Origin of the sequence: Ruminococcus sp. AF20-12LB (genome assembly GCF_003478985.1) — a bacterium.
Classification (GTDB): Bacteria; Bacillota; Clostridia; order Lachnospirales; family Lachnospiraceae; genus Blautia_A.
In genome coordinates, this window is sequence record NZ_QUGH01000010.1 from 1 (window position 1) to 21,741 (window position 21,741).

Genomic DNA, 21,741 nt, shown 5'->3' on the forward strand with positions numbered 1-21,741 from the left:
TGAAAAGTGCGAACATAAAAATAGTTTCATCAATATTCTCCTTTATAAATTCCGATTTTAATGTCTCTATTATACCATAATGATACTATTATAAAAAAGGAAAAAGAGCTCCTTCGAGCTCTTTTGATTCAGTTCTGTAAACTTGAATTTCTGGATGCGTATAATATGCGAAAAAAACTTAACTTCATCTTAAATATAGTGCTGAGTTTCACTGCCATTCTTTAACACCATTTTCACCACACCAAGCAATGCTGCAAACAAAACACCAGCAACCGGCCATACAATCCATGTAATATCCCAGCTCATCGTCCAGAAGCTCCATGCAAGGTAAATCGCTGTAGTCAAGCACCAATATACACCAGAAAACGTGTCAGTCTTTTTCTTAAACAGTTTTTCTTCTTTTGTATATTCGCCTTCCTGAAGAAGGGTATCGTAACTGCTTTTTACCATCCCAACACGAACCAACAGATTCACTCCTATTGCAAGTATGAATAGCAGTAATCCAACGGAAAGACCACAGTAATAGTCGGACGCTTCCATAGATTCGGCAATAATTGTCGGAATCACTGCCAGTATACAAAGCACTACCCCAACAGCTGTTCCTCTGATAAAAATTGGTTCATAGGAATCTTTTTTTTCTCGTACCATTCCAGATACACCATACTCTGTTTCAAAGCATGCGATACTTTCCGCCATCCAACTGGATCCACCGGAATTTCTTTTTCTTCAAAAGGTTATAAATAGTAGGTCTACTGACTCCTAAGATTTCCTGTAACTCTTGAACTGTATAACATCTTTTTTCTGACATTTCTTTATCCTCTTTTCTTTGAAATATGAAAGAAAAATTATTCCTTCATATAACGAAACGCTCAGAGCATGTTTTACAGTGGTCAAAAGCAAATTTTTTTACTTTTTTTCTTACGAGTTTTCTTGCATGTTTTTTTTAATGCCACTCGTAAGAAACTCGTAACATTAGATTTTTGCATTTTTCCTGAAATTAGGTAAAGAAAAAGAGCATATGGAATTGAATCCATACACTCTATGATTACTGGAACTTTATTTCATTTTTAATTCAACAAACTTGAATTTGGCTATTTCGTTGCAACAATACTTATCCAATGATTTTTTGCATTTGAATACGTTTTGATCTCTGTAAAACCCGCTTCTTTCAAAGCGGCAACAAGTTGTTTAGATGTGTAAATCTTCATACCATTGATCATCTTTGTCCATTTTTCATCTGCGGCATTCGTTCCGTCACTCTCGTTACAAATCAGGAATATGCCTTCGCTTTTCAGCACACGGTTGACCTCGGAAAAGCATTTTACTAATCCTGGCCAAAAGTAAACTGTTTCGAAGGCAGAAACATAATCAAAAGTCGCATCAGAAAAGGGTATAGCAGATACATCTCCTTGAACTACATTACATTTCCCTTGTTTAATGGCGAGGGCGTTCAATTTTTGAGATTCTGCCACACTAACCTCAGAATAATCCATTCCTGTCACGTGGCCATTTCTACATCTATCAAGCCAGACCGCAATATTTGCTCCGCCGCCACAGCCGACGTCAAGAACTTCAGCATCAGACTTCGCGGAGATATTTGAGAATCCCCATTGCGATAATTTGGCGTGACCGCTGTTCATCATCTTCGTCATCAATTTTCCGCCGAAGCCTTGTGGCTTACGGGTATTTTCAAAAAATCTCATTACAGAATTCCTTCTCCACAAATACCGGTTTTCTTAATTCGACAAACCGGTATTGCTCAATCGTTTTTCTCCGTTAGGAGAATATACAATCCATAAATAAAAAGAACAAGGAATAAAACCGTAGGAATCAATAATCCATTTTCTAAAATACTTATAATCATTCTTCCAGGTGGCGTTACCCATGCAGTTGCTGGATTTTGCATTGCCGCTATTATCATTCCTACAATACCAACAACACTACTTAATGTTAAAAAACCACCTTTTATATTTCTACTCATAATCATTACCTCCTCGTTAAATTCCGATTGAGATTTCACCTGTTTTAAGAAATTTAATAACTGTTATATTTTATTATTAAATTCTTCGCAACCCCTTGAAAACACTGGATTTGTCGCAGGTGAGCTTTCCCTTATTATTTCCCTTGTGTTATATCGTCCCATCAGTGTTTATGCACTCTGATAAGGGCAAATACAAGGGCAAGAAAAATCTATAAGACAGTATAACACAAAATAAAAGTGACATGGTGAACTGATTGAAATGCTTCTTAATTTTTGCTACTACTGATTGATTAAATGATAAGGAGATGGGATACGATGAGAACAATATTTGCAGAATACAATCCACAGTGCAACAGCATTGATGTATATACTAATACGGGCTATATACTCCGTATTGATTGTTGGGAAGCAGAAAAAAATTTAAGAACCACACCTGGATCTGATTGTGCTTTGACATCGCTTGCAATCGATGAGCCATTAGAATATGCAAGGTTATATCTTGATGGGAATTTACAGATGTGGGTAGATGCTGAAGATTCATTAGAGTTATGATTATTCCAATCAAAATCTACTAGAATTTATTAAAAATTAGCTTCATAATTTTAAAAGGACAGCCCTATTGCTATGAGGCTGTCCTTAAAAATACAATAGATAAACCTAGATTATTCTTGCTACTATCTGATTGTTAAATTTTCTGTATTCCATATTGCAAATCTCCCTTTTCGCAATATTTTATTAGTATGAATGCCAGAATCGCTGAAAAAACACGTGCCAATACCGTACTCCACCATATCATAATCTGTCCACCAAATAAAGGTGGTAAAACAAGCATAAATATCAGCATCAATACTGGTTCAATGAATGTAAGAATGTATGACAATCCACTTTTTTCAGTAGCATAAAATCCAGCTGTCGCTATTCTGGTAATCGCAACAAATGGTAATGACACTAAAAATATAGGTACAATTTTAGAAATCTCAATACTTACTTCATAAGAAGCTCCGAAAACCCCTCCAATATTTGCTCTGTTTACATACATGATAATTCCACCACAAACAGCAAGAATTATTGCAAAAATGTATGCCATTCTCTGAACTCCTCTCAGGCTTTCTTGATCCTTCTCACCATAAAAACGGCTCATTAAAGGTTGACTTCCATCACCTACGCCCTGCAATATGAGATATATGATACAGATAATATAGGATACACATGCATAAGTTGCAATAGCTTTTTCTCCCCCATAAGAAGCGGAGAATCGGTTTATAAACACCAATGAAATATTAGGAGTCAATGCTAGCCCAAATGGTGCAAGACCTACTCTGAATATAGCGCCACACATTTCTTTTACATTTTTTAAGGATACATACACATAAAACTTTTTATTATATAATGCGTATATGATTGCAATTGCTGCAGTCACACCCTGTCCGGCTATTGTAGCTGTGGCTGCACCTTTCATGCCCATTTCATATATCCATACAAAGATAAAATCCAGAACAATATTGGTTATGAATCCACCAACCATCGCAAACATTGACCAGAAAGAGTTTCCATAATTTCTAATGAATGGCATCATTCCAGTTCCAAGAATCTGCAATATTGCTCCAAGTGCTATAATTTTGATATAATCTGTCGCATTTGTTAATATAATTCCATCTGCTCCAAGCAATCCTAAAATTTTAGACGAAAAGGAGTAAATAATTATGGTACTGATAACACTTACTATTACAAGAAGCCACCAGCTTGTAGCAATAAATTCTTCTGCCCGTTTTCCTTTCTTTTCTGCTGCATTAATTGAGTAATAAACAGCTCCTCCCATACCAATTCCTGTTCCAAGAGCCTGAATCAAAGCCTCAATCGGATATGCAATATTAATAGCCGAAAGTCCAGCATCTCCTATGGTATTGCCTACAAAATATCCATCCACTATCGCATATATTCCTGATAATGCAAATGCTATAATAGATGGAATAACATATTTAAAAAATAATGATTTATGATTCATTTTTCTTACAATCTCCTTCCTTGAAAAGTCTGATAAACAGCTCTGTATTATCATTAAGACTTTCTATATTCTCTAATCCCATTTTTTCGATTACATATATTTCTTTTGAGTGCAGTTTTTCTATGATATCTTTCGTATATTCCATTCCTGATTCTGTGAGGCATATCAGCTTATTTCTCTTGTCTGAATCATCAGATACCATATTGATGTATCCTTTTTTCTGAAAATCTTTTAGTATCGTATTTACCGTTTGCTTAGGTATATTCCATTTTTCACTTATCATTTTCTGCGTGCATCTTCCATTACTTTCATAAAATGAATGCAAAGCAAAAACTCCATTTGAAGACAGTCCCTGATCCTTTGACCATTCCTCATACATTGCTGTACATTCTTTCCATAAAGCATAATATCGTTGCAACTGTATTATTATATTATTATCTTTTCTCATCTTTTTCCTCCTTAAATTAGTACGAATCCGGACTTTTGTATTATAGTCCGAGTTCGTACTAATTGTCAAGATTTATTTATATACTTTTTCTTTATATAAACAATCAATAGTCCCTTACTAAGGACAGGAAGATTATGAAATTTCCCTGTCCTCTTTTAATAATATCCTCGTTCTTCCATCCAGTCTTTCACATAACATCTGATTCCAATATAAATAATATGCGACAGTAATAGCAATACAATAAGATTTATCGGATTAGCGTTTTTAATCCATTCTCCAAAGTAAATTACAACAGCTGTACTCGTTATCGCTACCACGATACTGATGATATCCCAACAATATTTCCGGTAGATTTTTCCTACCTGATAACCAATCCCGATTATCAGCCACCCGGTTATTACGAATAAAATTGCCATGACAGTACCGGCAATCAGCCAGTACACAATCCCGGAAAGAATACTGTTAGGTATTCCACTGCTTAACTGTCCGAAAGAGTCTGCACCTGTCACAAACTCCCGAAATAAACTTCCCATTCCTTTTCCTAACGCACCGAAAAAGACGATACAGTCGTTAAGGAAAACCGGCGAAAGAATCGCAGTAAACAGTGTTGTTGTTATGCTGTACCATGCCAGTAGAAACAAGATACTTTCATAACCAATCGTCATATTTTTATATTTCTTTTCTAACTGGCTTTTACGGCTATCGCATTTTTCTTTTGCTTTCCGGTAAGCAGTACGGTCACATTTTTCACATTTCTCATAAGGCACTTTTTTCTCAACAGCTACCTCTACCGTCTTTTGGTGTGTCTGTGCATAAAGTTTTTCCTGCTCTGCTTTTTCATACTTAAATTTCCATGCCACGGCTTCTGCGTCGGCTCTTTTCCTGCTGTCTGTCTCGCTGGTCAATCGTTCCTCTGTTTGCCTTAATCTTGTCCGCAATGCTTCGATATTCTCGGCTCTGTTTTCGCTGTTCAATTTCTCGTTCAAGGTCAGCGATTCGCTTAGCTGCCTGTTTAGTTCCTGGATTGTCTGGTCTTTCTGATCCAGTTCGTCCTGCATCTGTTCGGTCATCAGCAGAAGTTCTTCCACCTGCCCGACGTTCTCTAAGTTTCTGCATTCGCTCATCGATCTCCCTCGCTTTCTCTATCTGCTGTTTAAGGTCAGCAATTCGCTGTTCTGTTTCTGCAATAAGCTGTTCTCGTTGTTCAGCTTCTGCGTTAATTCCTGCCATTGCTGATTCTCGTTTTCCAACTGTTCGATTCTGGTTTTCTGTTGCTCGATCTGTGAGAGCAGTTCTTCTGTATCTGGCAAAAGATTTAGCAGCCTGGATAATTCGCTGTTTAAGCTTTTTAAACTCTGGTTCTGCTCCTGAAAAGACAGGAGCTGCCTGTCCCGTTCCTGCAATTCCTGTACCATCTCTGCCATAAGATTCTGCTGTTCCTCGATCTGGTTTATCATTGTCTCCATCATGGGAATGACTTCCCGGCTTTCTTCTAATGTCACGCAATCGCTCCTTCCATTGTGTTAATGCACTGGATACTTTTCCAAAAGAAATCTGTATTTTATCCAGCAGTGCATTTTGTCTTTTTATGATCTGGTTTTCCTCTACTTTCCATGAAGTAGAGGATGTCTGTCCGTTTTGAAATTTCTCGTCAATTTTTCTGGCATCTGCGCCCTCATGGATCGTCGGTATCTCTAATTTTCCCTGCCTTGCATAAGAACGATGGTCAATGTGATTTTCCGTTTTCAAATGTGCATTACAGACGTTTGCCCATTCGCTCCGCCATAGCTCACAATTTTTCGGATTGTTCCACCCGGTAGCATCGGTTAATACACGTTTCCACTGTTTGCGGTTCCTTGTCCCGACTTTCTGGACTCCATTTTCATCAAGTACGGGGATTCGGATTCCATGACGGTCAGGGTTCTTTTTATCCTGCCACCAGTCCGGATGGGATTCATCCACCACAATATTTCCATTTTCATCTCTGACAAACTCCCAATCCTTGATTTCTTTGTTACCCCATGAGTGGTCTGAATTGAATGGTCGCAACGTCACCAATAAATGCACATGGGGATTACCATCTCCTTTATCGTGGATACTCCAATCCGCACACATTCCCTTATCTACAAAGGTCTTTTGAATATATTCAGTTGTATAATCAATCTGTTCCTGTCGGCTCCATTCTTTCGGAAGTGAGAACTCAAATGACCTGCCGAGTTGTGCATCTGAACTTTTTTCTATCCTCAAGACTTCATTCCATAAACGCTGCTTCTGAAAAGTAAGTTTGAATTTTTCCAGTGCAGCATTTTGGTTATCTGCCCTTTTATATCGGACAGATTTCTGGAACCGTCTGATATTTTCAGCAGGTACATTCTGCCATTCCTGTGGTGCATTTTCACACATCAGCAGGCTGGTATAAACGACTTCTTTTTTTGAAGTATAGTAGCTGATCCTGCCTGTTTCTTCATTTTTCATCACATCGCCATTGAGATAAGCAGACGCCGATATGATGGATTTTCCTTTGCTGCGTCCAACAATCTTTACTGTATAATGAAAAATCGCCATGCTCCGTTTCCCCCATTCTGCCGTATCCGGCTTTGATTTCCGGCAGGTAACGTTTTTCCTAAAAGAAAATGGTATCTGCCGGAGCACCCTCTGCGTAAGAGTGCCCTGTGCATAACAGCCTGCATGGAATGTGCCCCTCTGGCGAAGAGTGCCTCCTGCGGCATGAGCAGGTCTGGCTGAAAGCCCCGCCGACGGAACGAGCCCGGCAAGCGTAAGCGCAGACCGGTTGCCACCTGTGGCAAACTTATACGGACGACCTCTGGTTGTCCATAAGTGCGCCCTTCATAAAAAAGCAATGAAGGGAATGGAAACTCCACTCCCTCCGGCATTACACTTCCTCCGTATTTGCAACTGGCTCTTTCTGCATTGCCTTTGAGAAGAATTTCCCATTTGCTTCCTGCCTTTTTAAGAAGCCGATCAGCTTTGGGATATCATCTTCCTCAATCGCAGAACCCAGTACCGATTCCACTGCACCGCCAATCTGGCAGAGCCTGTGTGTCCGTTTTTTGGTTTCCACATCTTTCTGACGTTTCTTCAGTTCCCGTTTCTGTGCTGCATACTGTTTTGCTTTCTCAAGGCTTTCCTGTTCTTTCTTTTCCAACTGGAGCATACGCTCCTCATAACTCTTTGTTGATCTTGCCATAAATATCATCGTCCTTTCTTTTTTTCCAAACATAAGTTTCCTGTTGTCTGTCAGACGAAGTACATGGTATAATCTGCTTGCGTGTAGGTATATCATGACTCCGGTCTGATAGAACCTTTGGCGGTTTCTTCGGGAACCGCTTTTTTAAGTTGAACCGTTTCTTGTGACTGCTTTCACATTTCCCTTATCCCTCAAGTCCCTGCCCTCGTTGGCTTCCATAAAAAGTTCCAGCATATCCGTTTTGATCAGGACTTTTCTCCCAACCTTCAATACCGGAAGTTTCTTCCACTCTACCAACTTTCGCAGGGTGTTCCTGCCAATTCCCGTATAATCAGCAGCTTCCTCAATAGATAAGGCAATCTTTCTTTGCGTCATATGACCACCTCCTTTCGAATTGCATTATGCAATTTCATTTGTGCTGTCAGTATAGCGTGTTTATATTGCTTTGTCAAGCATTATGAAATTTTTCTGCTTTTCTTAAAATTGCATATTGCAATATATTTTGTTGCGTGGTATAGTAATGACATACCGAAAAAGGAGGCACATCAGCATGAAAGATAAAGAACTACGCAAGCTGATTGGCAGCAGGGCAAAACAGCGCCGTCTGGAATTAAATCTGACACAGCCTTATGTCGCAGAGAAGATGGGAGTTACCGCTTCCACAATCCTGCGTTATGAGAATGGTTCGATTGACAATACCAAAAAGATGGTACTGGAAGGTCTTTCGGAAGCACTTCATGTATCGATTGAATGGCTCAAAGGGGAAACCGATGAATATGAAACTGATATTACGGATAAGAAAGAATTGCAGATTCGTGATGCGATGGGCGACATTCTCAAACAGTTTCCTCTTGACCTCAATAAAACAGAAGACGCTTTTTCTAAAGACTTACTGCTGTTAATGTTAAAGCAATATGAACTGTTTCTGGATTCGTTTCAGTTCGCCTGTAAAAATTACAAAGGCAGTACCAAAGATGCGGACATTGCCAAAGTAATGGGATTTGAATCGAAAGATGAATATAATGAGATTATGTTTCTCAGGGAGATCACACATACTGTCAACGCATTTAATGATATGGCAGATGTTGTAAGGCTCTATTCAAAGAAACCGGAAGCGGCAGAACAAAGGCTTGCAAATCTTTTATCCGAAGTTATGTATGACGATTCTGAATCGGTATAGTAAGATAATCGGAGTTATGATACAATGAGCGCAAGCGAGTCAAGCTGTTTACAGATTTGACGAGCGGCGAATTGGCTTATGGACTTGTCCATAAGATGCCTACACGCAAGAAGCATTTCAGCAGTTCCGATTGTCTGATATCGAAAGGAGACATACGATTATGGCAAAAGGATCTGTTAGAAAAAAAGGAAAAAAATGGTACTATCGTTTCTATGTAGAAGATGCAAGCGGTAAAATGGTTCAGAAAGAATACGCCGGAACCGAAAGTAAAAGTGAGACGGAAAAGCTTCTCCGCAAGGCACTGGAAGACTACGAAGATAAGAAGTTTGTTGCAAAGGCAGATAATCTTACCGTAGGGGAACTTCTGGATATGTGGGCAGAAGAAGAACTGAAAACTGGGACACTCAGCAACGGTACAGTGGAAAATTATCTTGGTGCAATCCGATGTATCAAAAAACACCCGATTGCAGACCGCAAACTGAAAACAGTTACTGCCGAACATTTACAGGCATTTCTTGATCTGCTTACATTCGGTGGTGAGTTTCCAGACGGGAAAGTAAAAAAGGGATACAGCAAAGATTATATCCATTCTTTTTCCGCAGTGTTACAGCAGTCATTCCGTTTTGCAGTATTTCCAAAACAGTTAATCAGTTTCAATCCGATGCAGTATATTAAGCTGAAAAAGCAGGCAGAGGAAGTTGACCTCTTTTCCGATGATGAAGTGGAAGAAGGTACACAGCCGATTTCACATGAGGATTATGAACGGCTTATCCAATATCTGGAAAAGAAAAATCCACCTGCTATTCTTCCGATTCAAATTGCGTATTATGCCGGGCTCCGTATCGGGGAAACCTGTGGTCTTACATGGCAGGACATTAACCTTGAGGAACAATGCCTGACCATAAAACGCAGTATCCGCTACGACGGCATGAAACACAAAAATATTATCGGACCAACGAAACGGAAAAAAGTAAGGATTGTTGATTTTGGAGATACGCTGACTGAAATACTGAAAGCTGCCAGAAAAGAACAGCTCAAAAACCGGATGCAGTATGGCGAATTATATCACCGCAATTACTACAAAGAAGTGCATGTGAAAAACAGGGTATATTATGAATACTATCATCTTGACGGAACACAGGAAGTCCCGACAGATTACAAAGAAATCTCCTTTGTCTGCCTGCGACCAGATGGCTCTTTGGAACTGCCGAGTACACTCAGCATTGTATGCAGATCAGTGGCAAAGAAGCTGGAAGGATTTGAAGATTTCCATTTTCACCAGTTGCGTCACACTTATACCAGCAATCTGCTTTCCAATGGAGCTGCACCGAAAGATGTACAGGAACTGTTAGGACACTCTGATGTCAGTACCACAATGAATATTTACGCTCACTCAACAAGAAAAGCAAAACGGGATTCCGCAAGACTTCTTGATAAAGTAGCGAGCAATGCTTAACTAAAAATTTCCCTTATTTCCCTTGCGGATTCCGCATAAGGGCAAAAATAAGGGAAAATACATATCATTTCACTATTTAATGGGCTGAAAAGCCTGTAAAATAAGGAAAGTTCAGGAAATCTCTCCACAAATTCCGATTGTTCAAGCTTTTCAAATACTAACGTACTTAATTCTGTTCAATAAGTGATTTATAGTAGTTACCAAAGTCAGCAAGTGAATTAACAATTGGAAGCATTTTTGTTCCGAGTTCCGTTAATCCGTATTCAACTCTCGGTGGCTGCTCATGGTAATCGTGGCGATATGCCAGTCCATCACTCATCATTTGTCTTAAACTATCTGTCAAAACCTTTTGTGAAATACCCTCTATACTTCGTTGTAGCTCATTGAATCTCCATGGGCGCTCTTTCAAGTTACGCAAAATCAGCAGTTTCCATTTTCCTCCGATGAGAGATACCGCTGTTGCAACTGGGCATTCCGGTAATTCTTCTTTTGCTCGCATAATTCTCACCTCCGAGTCTATTGTAACACATTCAATTTTGAGTGCACAGTTACAAAAAGGTGCGTACTTGTTTTTGTATGTGTCTCACACTATACTAATACCAAGCAACCAGAAACTACAAATCAACTATGGAGGTATTATTATGACAAATTACACAAAAACAACTATTGGAAAGGAAAACCGAATTGAGCTGCATGAAAAGTTGTCTTTAACAGGTGCAGAAATCAGTTTAAACGAACTGCCTGCAGGAGCAAATGTCCCATTTGTTCATTCTCATAAAGAAAATGAAGAAATCTATGGAATTCTTTCAGGTAACGGCAAAGCCATAATTGATGGAGAAGAAATCAGCCTTTCAACTGGAGACTGGCTAAAGATCGCACCTGCTGCAAAGCGTCAGTTTTTTGCATCCGATATTTCCGGAATTACTTATATCTGCATTCAGGTAAAAGAAAATTCTCTGGAACATTTTACAGCAGAGGACGCCGTAATCGGCTAATTAAAAGTATTTATTTACAAAAATGCACAGCTCCCGATAAGCTAAGAACTGTGCATTTCTTTTTTCTTCAATTTTACAATTTCTCTATTTTTCAAACAAGAATTTATCTAACGTAGCGATGCCCCGAACTCCCTTAGTTCTTCTCTCTTTTTCTCGCTCTTGTTTTCAGACCCATGTGCTGTAAACACACCCATGTTTTCAAGTCCAAGATAATCCAGAAAGTCTCCTTTGAACGAGAAAAGAGCACCCTCATACATATTAGCATCTCCGGAGCTAAGTATCATGGCAACTTTTTTCAAATTCTTCGGTCTTCTCGGATATGCCGCAGAATAAAATCTGTCGATTACACATTTTAGCTGACTGGATATGCCGTGATAATAAATGGGCGATGCAATAACAAGCATTTCTGCTTCTTTCAAAAGATTATATACTTCCTGCATATCATCCTTCTGAATACACTCACCGTGCCCTTTGCTATGACAGTATTCACATGCCAAACACCCACCTATCTTCTTTTTGCATACATCCACCACATCAACGGTATGTCCTGCACTCTCAGCACCTTTCTTAAATGCATTAACCATATCTTTTGTACTTCCCTGTGGATGTGGACTTCCATTTAATACTAATATCTTCATTTCCATCACCTTATCTTTTTATTCTTCAATTTTAGTACCAGTCATGCTTCTCATTTTTTTCCAAAGCCTCAATCTGCTCCATCTCTTCGTCAGTTAATTCAAAATTATACAACTGCGTGTTCTCCATGATGTGATCAGGATTGCTTGAACCCGGAATTACAATTCTGGTGTCACTACTTCCAGCCTCCCAATTTCTATTTTATCTGATTGCAAATATCCGCAATAATCTGAACCGGTGTCATACCAACCTCTTTCAGTAATTCATTTGGGTCATATCGGTCATAAAATTTCTTATCAAGTCCGTAATTTTTCACTTTCATATCAGAACTACCATAGAAGGAAGCTATTTTCTCGCCAAAGCCGCCGCTTAAAATACCGTCTTCCATGGTTATTACCATCTGATGTCTTTCGGAAAGACTTTCCAGTAATTCTTTGTCAATACCAGAAGCAAAACGAGGATTGATCAATGTCGGCGTAAAGCCAAGTTCTGTTTTTATTTTTGCACTGAGCTGTTCACCACGCTGATAAAAATCACCAAGTGCCAGAATTGCAACCTTTTCACCAGCTTCTTCCACTTTAAAATGATTCAGTCTGTTAAAATCCTTATCTGCTTCACGATAGGTCACCTGATTTCCGGGGATGAGAATCATAACCGGATGTTCCTTCTGATCAACTGCCCAATCTAGCATAGCAAGGTATTCATCTTTTGAGGTAGGTGCAAGCACTACCAGATTCGGAACATTCGTGTAAGCCGCCAGTCCAAAAATTCCAAGATGCGTAACATCTGTCAAACTGTCAAAAGAATTGTAGTTTAAGAGAATCGTAACAGAACTATTATTAATACATACATCATGGGAAATCTGGTCATACGCTCTTTGAATAAAGGTTGTGTTAGTAACCACAAGCGGTTTCGCACCGTTTTTTGCAGCACCAGATGCCATGGCAATCGCCTGTTCCTCCGCAATCCCTACATCCACATACTGCAATCCCAGCTCCTTTCGCTGCTCCTGATTTAAGCCTGCACTGCCCGGCATAGCAGGAGTAATCACAAGAAACTCAGAATCACTTTTTGCTTTTTGCAGAATATACTCAGCAGTGATAGATGTATAATCTTCTCCATCTCCAAAAGAAATTGTAGGTTTGCCTGTTTCACGGTCAAATGGCATACACCAATGCCATCCCTCTTTGTCTTTTTCAGCAATCTCATATCCCTTTCCTTTTTGTGTATGGATATGGACTACGATTGGATGATCCATATCTTTCACCTTGCGGAATAAGGAAATTAGTGATGCTATGTCATTGCCGTTTTCCTCATATATATAATCTAATCCAAACGCTTTAAAGAGATTATTGGAAGCAGTTCCGCCTGTCTCTCTTAGTTCGGCAAGATTTTTATACATTCCGCCATGTACTTCGGCAATCGACTGCTCATTATCATTTACTATAATAATTAGATTGGAGTTAATCTCTGATCCGGCTACATTCAATCCCTCTAGTGCTTCACCGCCTGAGAGGGAGCCATCACCAATAATTGCAATAATATTTTCTTTATCTCCTTTTATATCTCTCGCTTTAGCCAGACCCGTAGCCAAAGAAACTGAAGTCGAAGTGTGACCTACATTGAAGAAGTCATGTTCACTTTCTTCCGGATTTGTATAACCGGAATCCTCTGAAAAGTGCTCATCGGAAATATATCCATTCTTTCTTCCGGTCAGAATCTTATGAGGATAGCTCTGATGAGATACGTCAAATACAAACTTATCCTTAGGTGAAGAGAAAACATAATGCATGGCAATCTCTGCCTCCACCATACCGAAATTTGGACCAAAGTGACCGCCGATTTTAGTCAACCGGTTAAACAATGCCTCTCTGATTTCCGAAGCAAGTTCCTCCAGCTGCTCCATAGACAATTTTTTTACATCTTCCGGTCCGTTAATTGTTTGAATAATTTTATAATCTGTCATTTACATTCTCCTTATTTTCATTAGGTTTCTTTAACGAGTAGATCAAATAATCCAGGCAATCTATGTTTTCCTGATAATTATGTGTCTATTCTATTAAATGTTTTCTATACACATACAACTGTGATAACAGCGCTTCTACATTGTTTTCTTGTGCCAGTTTCATGCAACGCTGGATAGTTTTCTGATTACAGCCTGCGTCCACAAGATTCTGATAAATTCTTCCATATTTGTCATTTGCTTCTGCCATCTGTCTGCACCTCCTGCTTTAATTATACATTCTTCAAGTGATATATCTAATATTTATAATTCATATCATGATATTCTTGACAGGAATATCATTTGAGTATAGGATAATAAAAAAGGTTGGAGGTTGTACTATGGAAATTCGTGTACTTCGCTATTTTCTTGAAATTGCACGTGAAGGAAATATGTCAAGGGCTGCTGAAAGACTTCATGTTACACAGCCAACGCTCTCTAAGCAGATGAAGGATCTGGAACAAGAACTTGGCAAAAAATTATTTAAGCGTGGCAGCACCAGCGTCAGTCTTACTGATGAGGGTATGCTTCTACGAAAAAGAGCAGAAGATTTACTGGCCTTGGCTGACAAAATCACAAACGAATTTCAGGCAATGGATGATATCACAGGCGGTGATATTTATATTGGCTGTGCAGAATCTTATCTTGTAAAGTATCTTGCCCGTGCTGTAAAAAAGTTAAGCAGCATTTATCCCAATATCCATTATCATGTTACCAGCGGTGATACCGAACAGGTAACGGAACGATTAGACCGTGGTCTTCTGGATATGGCATTTATTGTAGAACCGCCAGATTTATCAAAATACAATTATCTTGAAGTTCCTGAATACGATACATGGGGTGTTCTGATGAGAAAGGACAATCCATTAGCCACAAAAGAGGCTATTATCTTTGATGACTTATTGGATATTCCTATTTTTTGTTCGGAACAGTCTGCTAAAATGGATTTACCCCGTTGGTGTTCCGATAACCTTGACCGACTTAATATATTAGCGACATTTAATCTCTGCAATAACGGTGCCGTTTTTGTCCGTGAAGGGCTGGGGGTTGAGCTTACCTTTGACAAGTTAGTAGAAACAAATGCAGAAAGTGATTTATGCTTCCGTCCGATTACACCGCCCCTCCATACAAAAATGTATGTTATATGGAAAAAATATCAAATATTCACTCCTGTTGCTAATCTGTTACTGGAAGAAATAAAAAAGATCATCGTTTTACCATAATCGTGAAACGATGACCTTTTTGTGATTTGAACACAGCAAGACAAACTTCGATTGAGATTTCACCTGTTTTAAACGATTTAATAACTGTTATATTTTATTATCAAATTCTCCGTAAGTCCTTGAAACACTGGATTTATCGCAGGTGAACTTTCCCTTATTGTTTCCCTTGTGTTATATCGTCCCACCAGCGTCCTCACTTTCTGAGATTGTCGGTCTTTTCATAATTTTGATCACATTCGGATGATTCTGTTCCCTCATTTTCTAATCCTATTATACAGCAAAAGCGTATTGCCGGTCGTATAAACCACAATACGCTTTTGCCTTTATGAAGCTACTTTGTTACACAATACTCATAAACCATTCCACCGTTTCAGGTGAATAATGGGAAAAGAACAAACTCTTTCCAGTATCAAGCACTTCAATCTGCTTCATTTCCTCATCTGTCAGTACAAAATCAAATACATTGAAATTCTCCTGCATTCGTTCTTCGTGCGTTGATTTTGGAATCACAACAACGCCATTCTGAAGCAAGAAACGAAGTGCCACCTGAGCTACACTCTTTCCATATTTTGCTCCGATCTCTTTCAGTACCGGAGTATTGAAGAAATCATTTTTTCCTTCTGCAAACGGTCCCCAGCTCATAATCTGTGTATTATGTTTTGCAAGATATTCACGAGCCACTTTCTGCTGCTGGAACACATGTGTTTCCACCTGATTTACCGCAGGAACAACTTCTGCAAAATGTGCAATGTCGATATAACGATCCGGATAGAAGTTTGAAACGCCGATTGCACGTGCCTTGCCTGCTTTATAGGCTTCCTCCATTGCACGGTATGTTCCGTAATAATCGCCAAATGGCTGATGAATCAAAAGCAGATCCACATAGTCTGTTTTCAGTTTCTTCAAGGATTCCTCAATCGAAGCCTTTGCTTTTTCATATCCTGCATTGCTGATCCAGATCTTTGTGGTAATGAAAAGTTCCTCTCTTGGCAGACCGCATTTTACAATTGCCTGACCTACGCCTTCTTCATTGCCATATGCCTGAGCAGTATCAATGCTACGATATCCGTTTTTGATTGCAGTAAGCACGCAGCTCTCTGTTTCTTCCGTGGGAGTCTGATAAACGCCATAGCCAAGCTGTGGCATTTTCACACCATTATTTAATGTAACATAATCCATCGTTTCGTCCTCCCTTTGTATTCATTTTATGAAATATGATATTTCTTGTTTTCTGTTTACACTCAAATTATATTCTGTTAAAATGAATGTGTACAATATCAATTCTGGAATCTGCTATTCATATTATGAATAGAAAGGGGGGTATCTAAATGTTAGACTTATCCGATCTTTACCAGTTTGTAACCTACGCAGACTGTGGTACCTTATCTGCTGCTGCAGATAAACTTCATATTTCCCAGCCGACACTTACCAGAACCATGCATGATGTGGAAGATGCTTTTGGTGTTCCGCTCTTTCATCGTGGTAAAAACCGTATCGAATTAACTGCCACCGGTAAAGTTGCGGTAGAGCAGGCCAGGTCTCTGCTTTCCGAGTCTGAAAAAGCAGTTCAGACCGTACAGACATTTGAACGCAATCAGCATACGATTACCATTCATTCCTGCGCTCCCGTACCTCTATGGTCATTATTGCCTGAACTGTCTCGCAGATTTCCTGATAATATTATTTCCTCAAAACTGACAAATATGGATGAAATCCTTCAAAATGCCAGTTCCGGCAATGCTGATATCGGTATTCTGCCACAGGCCTGTTCAGATAAAAATCTTCTCTGCATCCCTTATCTTAAGGAGCAGCTCTATGTCTGTATCCCGAAAGAACACAAATTGGCAGAATATTCTCAGCTGAGTCTTTCACAGCTTAACGGTTTTAACTGCCTTCTTCGTGATGAAATCGGTTTCTGGACAAATCTGGTAAAGAGCAAAATGCCAGCATCCCGCTTTCTGATACAGACAGATGAATTTGAGTTTGAAGAATTGGTCAGGACTTCCACATTATTATGTTTTTCCAGCAGTAAAGCACCCGGCTCAGAGCAGACTCTGAAAGGACGGAAACGAATTCCCTTAACTGATCCTGAAGTAAATGTTACCTATCACCTGATTAGTTCCGCTAAGAGTACTATTTTACAATCTGTTTCGCCCACTTTTGAATTTCGTTATCAGAAGTAATCTGTTTTTCTTCATTAAAGCGTACATTGAGTCCCGCATGAACCGTTTTTTTTAGACATAAACCAATAAAATATAACACAAAATGCTAAAGCAAACACAACACCAAAAACATTTTGAATCACTCTAAGACTAACCGCTCCTTGTAGTCCATAAGTCTCTGCAGCAATGGCTAAAGCACCAAATGTGTTAAATACTGCCTGCCAGCCATATTGTGCTGAAAATCCTACACCGATTCCACCAAGAATTCCTATATATGCATAGATTGACGAAGGAAGCAGAAAATATAATACTGTAAAACATATAACACCTGCAATATTTCCGACAATCCTTTTACGGACTCTGTAGTGCATATCTTCCATAAACGGCAAAATCGCGGACATGGCCGCAATACCAGCCCACATTGCACGTGGCATATTACAAAGTTCTGCAATGCAAAGGACAATCGGTACGCATAAAATCTGACATATCTGCCATTTTGTTCTGGAAGAAGTGATATCAAATTCTTGTATCAAATCTTTCAGATTTCTTTTATAGGTTCTGTTTTTATGATTTCGATAAAATACGAAGCAGGTAAGTGCTGCACCTAAAGCCATTCCGACTAATCGCATCTGATAGCTTTTTCCCGTAACATCATAACCATATAGCAGCAGATACCCAAGAACCAATGTAGATTGATTAAACATGAATGGATTATGGCATCCGAACAGAATCAACACAGCCAGTGCCGCAATATTTAACAGCATTCCCAATACCGGTGAAAACTGATTTGCTAAATGCGGACATACAGTCATAATTACAAAGAACAAAGCCAAAAGCATCGTAGATTGTCCGGTGTGGATCCCCAGATCCGCATTTCTAAACACCATGAGACATAATAAGACTACTACACCTACAATGCTGTTCTCATTTCCAAATAGGATACTGAAAATACTAACAAAGAAAAAACAAAATGCCATTGTAGCAGCTATCTTCACCAGATATACCCACATATGATATAATTTTTCTTTTAGTGTTTCACTCTTTTTCAACAGGTTTTTAGAACCTGCCTGATTTAACTGCAACTCCTGATAAAATGTCATGTAATTCCTCCTCTATCTGTTTTTCTTAAACTTATATGGCCTCATCTTTCTGTATTGGAAGCTCTACAACAAATCTGCATCCACCATATTCACGTTTTTCTGCTTTGATTGTTCCTCCGGCACTATCTACAATCCGTTTTACAAGTGCAAGACCTAGGCCATTTCCTTCTGCTTTATGAGATCCATCTACCTGATAGAACTTGTCAAATATTCTGGATTTTACATCATCCTCTATTCCTGGTCCTTCATCTTCCAGAATGAACTTAACAGAATCCTGTTCTTGTTTCAGAAACATCGTAATTGTCCCCTTTGAAGGACTGAACTTAATCGCATTATCCAAAAGATTTATCCAGATATGCATAAAAAGTCCTTCATTCCCAGTATATTTAACTTCCTCCAATTCTACCTGAAAACCAATTTCTTTTTCTGTCCATTTTGTTTCCAATGAAAGAAATGCCTGGCGGATCTGTTCATCCAGACGATATTCTGTTTTTTTCATTGGTATATTCTGATTCTCTAACTTGGATAACAGCAAAATATTACCAACCAATCCGGAAAGTCTTTGGGTGTTAAATAAGATTTTTTCTACATATTCCTCTTGATCCGGAGACAGTTCTTCTCCCTGAAGCAGCATTGTATATCCTTCAATGGCATTAATCGGGGTCTTAAACTCATGAGAAACATCAGATACAAAATCCATCTGCAGCACCTCTGTTGCACGAAGTTCTTTTGTCATAACGTTAAAACTTTGATAAGATTCTCCAACTTCTGCTATACGGCTGTTCGTTTCCAAATGCTGTTCAAAATCTCCCTGAGAAACTTCCTTCATTGCTTTACTAAGTCTGGTAATTGGTTCCAGTAACTTTGCATTAATAAAGGAAGTGATCAGCCCTGCAATCAATGTATTGAAAATCAAAAGCCAGCCAAGCACAGGTATGCTGCCCGGCAGATTAAAAAAATGATTCAAAAAAGCAAATAATAAAGCAGATATGACTGTTGAAAATACAAGTGCCAGCCAGATTGCACCAGTCAGACAGGATCGGATCCGCAATCCTTTTTCTTTCTTTTGTTCCATTATTTTTTCACCACCTTGTATCCAATTCCACGCATTGTTACGATTTCAAAATCAGGGTTATCTTTAAAACGCTCTCTGATTCTTCCTATATGTACCTCTATCGTATGTGGGTCTGCCTCCGTCTCGTATCCCCATACTTCATCCATCAACTGTTGTTTTGTAAATGTTCTGCCTGGCGAAGCTGCAAGCTTATATAAAAGCAGGAATTCTTTTTTAGGCAAAACAAGACTTTCCTTATCAGTTGTAACCGTCATTGCATCATAATCAAACTCTGTTGAACCGATCACAATTTTGTGTTCATTCAGTATCTGTGCACGGCGAAGCAGTGCTCCGACTCTTAAAACCATTTCATTCACATTTACCGGTTTTACCATATAATCGTCACTTCCCGAAAGAAATCCCTGGCGCATATCATCAAAGGAACCTTTCGCAGTGATCATAAGTACCGGTATCTGATATCCTGCTGAACGGAGTTCCGACACCAGTTCATAACCATCCATAACCGGCATCATAATATCGGAAATGATCAGATCAATATACTCTTTATCCAATATTTCTAATGCCAGTGCTCCATCCGATGCACTTTTGACTTGATATCCATTCTTCTCAAGCACTTTTTGGAATAGCTGGCTTAATTCTTTATCATCTTCTACAATCAATATTTGAAACACGTTTTCCTTCCTCCTTATTAAAACAGATACCTTGCCCATCCAAGCAGATGCTGTACCAAAAATATTTTTCTCTGACGTTTCTTTGTTAATTCGATTGGCTCTACATGATATGGATCATTATAAGTTCCGCCTTCTAATATCTGGCGGGACACTCTTTCATATTCCATCATGCCTTCTTCCAACTGTTTATTAATCTCTTTGCTACGTATTACAAGCATCAGTTCCGTATCCAGATACGTGCTTCTCATATCCATGTTAAAGGAACCTATTACGGATAGATCATCATCAATCAGGATGCTTTTTCCGTGGTAAGAATAGCCGCCTTCATACTCCCAGATATCAATTCCTGTATTTAAAATTCTGTTTCTGTTTCTCGCATAATCAGCAGAACCAAACGGATTTCCATTGTTGGCAACCGAATTGGTCATGATAGAAAAATCCGGAACTCTCTCCGCAATCTCTTTCCATGTATTATACATCATATCATTGCAGATAATATATGGTGTATGAATTTTCACGCGCTCTTTTGCATTTTTCATTAGTTCTCCCAGTTGATACCAGACTACTGGTTCCTTGGAACCTGTGTGGATAGGATTTGACACTAATGCAATCTTTTCTGTCTCAAAAGTTTCGTCCGTGTAATCGGTATCGCAGATTCTTTCCTTATTCTCTTCAAAATATTTCTGATAGCCGTTCTGCAGCTCTAAAACTGCGTTCTTTACAGATTTTCTATTTGCCAGTTTTTTATTGTTATGAAAATAACCACTGTCTTCCTGATTCCATATGGTTTCAAAATACTCTGACAACTGGTTAACTGAATTTTCTTTCTCAGGTTCATCGCAAACCACTAACACGTCTCTGTCATAGTTCTTATGTCCCGGAAAATCACCCAGGAAATAATTGTATGTATTTCTTCCCCCAAGAATATATCTCTTTCCATCTGCAATCAAATATTTATCATGCATTCTACCCATCATTTTCCACGGTTTCAACGGATTGGCCTTATTATACAGTTTAATTTCAACATTCTCATGGGAAGATAATCCATAGAAATACGGATTTCCTTCCATATCAATCCAGCTCTCCATTCCATCTACTAACAGACGAATATGTACACCTCTGTCTGCCGCATCATGCAGTGCTCCTAAAATCAATTTTCCACTTTCATCGGATTGAAATGCAAAAGTAGAAAGAATAATTTCCTTTTTTGCATTCTTGATCAAACGCACTCTTTGTAAAAGCGCTTCTGGATTCTTTTCTATGATTACTGCCCGTTCTGTATTTTCACTGCATTCGTTCCATGACTCATTTTTTGTTTCTTTTTTGGTTGTATTGGACACTTCCGGCTGCTTTTTATATGCAACGCAGATTCCGAGCAATTCATAAAAAGCCACACATAAAAAAATTGCCAGTATAACAAGAAGGATTTTACATATTTTATGCTTTTTCATTGTACATCACCTGATTCCTTTTTATTTCATACTTATACAATACAAAGTCAATCTCAATTTAACCTCAACAAGGTTTGTTTTTTCATCCATGCAAAATCTTCTTTGTACAACAGACTGTTAGATATAGCAAAAACGGCCTTTCAAAAAC

At 38.8% G+C, this 21,741-nt stretch carries 26 protein-coding genes; 6 read left to right on the plus strand and 20 right to left on the minus strand.

The annotated features are described in order from the left end of the window. Positions 1 to 189: 189 nt before the first annotated feature. From DWX61_RS12695 to DWX61_RS12710, 4 genes are all read right to left on the minus strand, one after another. Entirely contained in the window at positions 190 to 696 is a 507-nt protein-coding gene (locus tag DWX61_RS12695) for a hypothetical protein (protein ID WP_286188082.1), read from the minus strand. Beyond that, on the minus strand, positions 671 to 808 hold the full coding sequence (locus DWX61_RS12700; protein WP_118625665.1) for a helix-turn-helix domain-containing protein: 138 nt from the start codon (positions 806 to 808) through the stop codon (positions 671 to 673). The genes DWX61_RS12695 and DWX61_RS12700 overlap by 26 nt, the downstream gene beginning before the upstream one ends. Before the next feature lie 283 nt (positions 809 to 1,091). Further along, positions 1,092 to 1,703: a class I SAM-dependent methyltransferase gene (locus DWX61_RS12705; RefSeq protein ID WP_008704955.1), complete on the minus strand. Its 612-nt coding sequence runs from the start codon at positions 1,701 to 1,703 to the stop codon at positions 1,092 to 1,094. Between the two features lie 56 nt (positions 1,704 to 1,759). Beyond that, positions 1,760 to 1,981, minus strand: coding sequence for a hypothetical protein (locus tag DWX61_RS12710; protein ID WP_044960621.1), 222 nt, complete (start codon positions 1,979 to 1,981; stop codon positions 1,760 to 1,762). A 294-nt stretch (positions 1,982 to 2,275) separates the two neighbouring features. On the opposite strand from DWX61_RS12710, the gene DWX61_RS12715 reads away from it, so the two are divergent. Continuing rightward, positions 2,276 to 2,533, plus strand: a complete 258-nt coding sequence (locus DWX61_RS12715; protein ID WP_009321643.1) for a DUF6061 family protein — start codon at positions 2,276 to 2,278, stop codon at positions 2,531 to 2,533. A 133-nt stretch (positions 2,534 to 2,666) separates the two neighbouring features. Here the strand turns inward: DWX61_RS12715 and DWX61_RS12720 are convergent, their stop codons facing one another. The 6 genes from DWX61_RS12720 to DWX61_RS12750 all read right to left on the minus strand — a co-directional run bounded on the left by DWX61_RS12720 (position 2,667) and on the right by DWX61_RS12750 (position 8,017). Further along, positions 2,667 to 3,986: an MATE family efflux transporter gene (locus tag DWX61_RS12720; RefSeq protein WP_002595210.1), complete on the minus strand. Its 1,320-nt coding sequence runs from the start codon at positions 3,984 to 3,986 to the stop codon at positions 2,667 to 2,669. After that, positions 3,976 to 4,434: a MarR family transcriptional regulator gene (locus tag DWX61_RS12725; protein ID WP_118085447.1), complete on the minus strand. Its 459-nt coding sequence runs from the start codon at positions 4,432 to 4,434 to the stop codon at positions 3,976 to 3,978. Before DWX61_RS12725 ends, DWX61_RS12720 begins: the two co-directional genes overlap by 11 nt. Positions 4,435 to 4,589: 155 nt before the next feature. Continuing rightward, entirely contained in the window at positions 4,590 to 5,339 is a 750-nt protein-coding gene (locus DWX61_RS12730; protein ID WP_009243742.1) for a DUF6040 family protein, read from the minus strand. Next, positions 5,278 to 6,999 carry a MobA/MobL family protein gene (locus DWX61_RS12735; protein ID WP_109214826.1) on the minus strand — a complete coding sequence of 574 codons (1,722 nt, stop codon included), beginning with the start codon at positions 6,997 to 6,999 and terminating at the stop codon, positions 5,278 to 5,280. Before DWX61_RS12735 ends, DWX61_RS12730 begins: the two co-directional genes overlap by 62 nt. 328 nt (positions 7,000 to 7,327) lie before the next feature. Further along, entirely contained in the window at positions 7,328 to 7,642 is a 315-nt protein-coding gene (locus tag DWX61_RS12745) for a DUF3847 domain-containing protein (protein WP_002578306.1), read from the minus strand. A gap of 144 nt (positions 7,643 to 7,786) precedes the next feature. Next, on the minus strand, positions 7,787 to 8,017 hold the full coding sequence (locus DWX61_RS12750; protein WP_002578307.1) for a helix-turn-helix domain-containing protein: 231 nt from the start codon (positions 8,015 to 8,017) through the stop codon (positions 7,787 to 7,789). A gap of 175 nt (positions 8,018 to 8,192) precedes the next feature. Here DWX61_RS12750 and DWX61_RS12755 point away from each other — a divergent pair, with 175 nt between their 5' ends. Continuing rightward, a complete protein-coding gene (locus DWX61_RS12755) occupies positions 8,193 to 8,822 on the plus strand; it encodes a helix-turn-helix domain-containing protein (protein ID WP_009243739.1) in 630 nt (209 codons plus the stop codon). A gap of 160 nt (positions 8,823 to 8,982) precedes the next feature. Next, positions 8,983 to 10,278: a tyrosine-type recombinase/integrase gene (locus DWX61_RS12760; protein ID WP_009321335.1), complete on the plus strand. Its 1,296-nt coding sequence runs from the start codon at positions 8,983 to 8,985 to the stop codon at positions 10,276 to 10,278. A gap of 166 nt (positions 10,279 to 10,444) precedes the next feature. Here DWX61_RS12760 and DWX61_RS12765 read toward each other — a convergent pair whose 3' ends face one another. Then, positions 10,445 to 10,777 carry a winged helix-turn-helix transcriptional regulator gene (locus DWX61_RS12765; protein WP_118516162.1) on the minus strand — a complete coding sequence of 111 codons (333 nt, stop codon included), beginning with the start codon at positions 10,775 to 10,777 and terminating at the stop codon, positions 10,445 to 10,447. A gap of 142 nt (positions 10,778 to 10,919) precedes the next feature. Between DWX61_RS12765 and DWX61_RS12770 the strand changes: the two genes are divergently transcribed. After that, on the plus strand, positions 10,920 to 11,273 hold the full coding sequence (locus DWX61_RS12770) for a cupin domain-containing protein (RefSeq protein WP_117495883.1): 354 nt from the start codon (positions 10,920 to 10,922) through the stop codon (positions 11,271 to 11,273). Positions 11,274 to 11,380: 107 nt separating this feature from the next. On the opposite strand, the gene DWX61_RS12775 is transcribed toward DWX61_RS12770, so the two are convergent. From DWX61_RS12775 to DWX61_RS19350, 4 genes are all read right to left on the minus strand, one after another. Beyond that, entirely contained in the window at positions 11,381 to 11,911 is a 531-nt protein-coding gene (locus tag DWX61_RS12775) for a flavodoxin family protein (protein ID WP_182434002.1), read from the minus strand. Between the two features lie 31 nt (positions 11,912 to 11,942). Further along, complete coding sequence (locus DWX61_RS12780) at positions 11,943 to 12,074, minus strand: aldo/keto reductase (RefSeq protein ID WP_118625669.1); 132 nt, start codon at positions 12,072 to 12,074, stop codon at positions 11,943 to 11,945. Positions 12,075 to 12,105: 31 nt separating this feature from the next. Further along, positions 12,106 to 13,875, minus strand: a complete 1,770-nt coding sequence (locus tag DWX61_RS12785; RefSeq protein WP_118625671.1) for a 1-deoxy-D-xylulose-5-phosphate synthase — start codon at positions 13,873 to 13,875, stop codon at positions 12,106 to 12,108. 85 nt (positions 13,876 to 13,960) lie between these two features. Continuing rightward, complete coding sequence (locus DWX61_RS19350; protein WP_243119256.1) at positions 13,961 to 14,122, minus strand: hypothetical protein; 162 nt, start codon at positions 14,120 to 14,122, stop codon at positions 13,961 to 13,963. A 130-nt stretch (positions 14,123 to 14,252) separates the two neighbouring features. On the opposite strand from DWX61_RS19350, the gene DWX61_RS12795 reads away from it, so the two are divergent. Beyond that, a complete protein-coding gene (locus DWX61_RS12795) occupies positions 14,253 to 15,134 on the plus strand; it encodes a LysR family transcriptional regulator (RefSeq protein WP_118516157.1) in 882 nt (293 codons plus the stop codon). 339 nt (positions 15,135 to 15,473) lie between these two features. Here DWX61_RS12795 and DWX61_RS12800 read toward each other — a convergent pair whose 3' ends face one another. After that, entirely contained in the window at positions 15,474 to 16,313 is an 840-nt protein-coding gene (locus DWX61_RS12800; RefSeq protein ID WP_118625673.1) for an aldo/keto reductase, read from the minus strand. 149 nt (positions 16,314 to 16,462) lie between these two features. Here DWX61_RS12800 and DWX61_RS12805 point away from each other — a divergent pair, with 149 nt between their 5' ends. Beyond that, the gene (locus tag DWX61_RS12805) at positions 16,463 to 17,317 is read left to right on the plus strand and encodes a LysR family transcriptional regulator (protein ID WP_118516155.1); all 855 of its coding nucleotides are present in this window, start codon (positions 16,463 to 16,465) and stop codon (positions 17,315 to 17,317) included. Positions 17,318 to 17,331: 14 nt separating this feature from the next. On the opposite strand, the gene DWX61_RS12810 is transcribed toward DWX61_RS12805, so the two are convergent. Genes DWX61_RS12810 through DWX61_RS12825 form a run of 4 tightly spaced genes read right to left on the minus strand, consistent with a single transcriptional unit; the run spans position 17,332 to position 21,593 of the window. Then, positions 17,332 to 18,396 carry an FUSC family protein gene (locus DWX61_RS12810; protein WP_118516154.1) on the minus strand — a complete coding sequence of 355 codons (1,065 nt, stop codon included), beginning with the start codon at positions 18,394 to 18,396 and terminating at the stop codon, positions 17,332 to 17,334. Between the two features lie 31 nt (positions 18,397 to 18,427). Next, positions 18,428 to 19,471 carry a HAMP domain-containing sensor histidine kinase gene (locus DWX61_RS12815; protein ID WP_118625675.1) on the minus strand — a complete coding sequence of 348 codons (1,044 nt, stop codon included), beginning with the start codon at positions 19,469 to 19,471 and terminating at the stop codon, positions 18,428 to 18,430. Continuing rightward, the gene (locus DWX61_RS12820) at positions 19,471 to 20,181 is read right to left on the minus strand and encodes a response regulator transcription factor (RefSeq protein ID WP_044024695.1); all 711 of its coding nucleotides are present in this window, start codon (positions 20,179 to 20,181) and stop codon (positions 19,471 to 19,473) included. The genes DWX61_RS12815 and DWX61_RS12820 overlap by 1 nt, the downstream gene beginning before the upstream one ends. Then, entirely contained in the window at positions 20,160 to 21,593 is a 1,434-nt protein-coding gene (locus DWX61_RS12825; protein ID WP_118625677.1) for a phospholipase D family protein, read from the minus strand. The genes DWX61_RS12820 and DWX61_RS12825 overlap by 22 nt, the downstream gene beginning before the upstream one ends. Between the last annotated feature and the right edge of the window lie 148 nt (positions 21,594 to 21,741).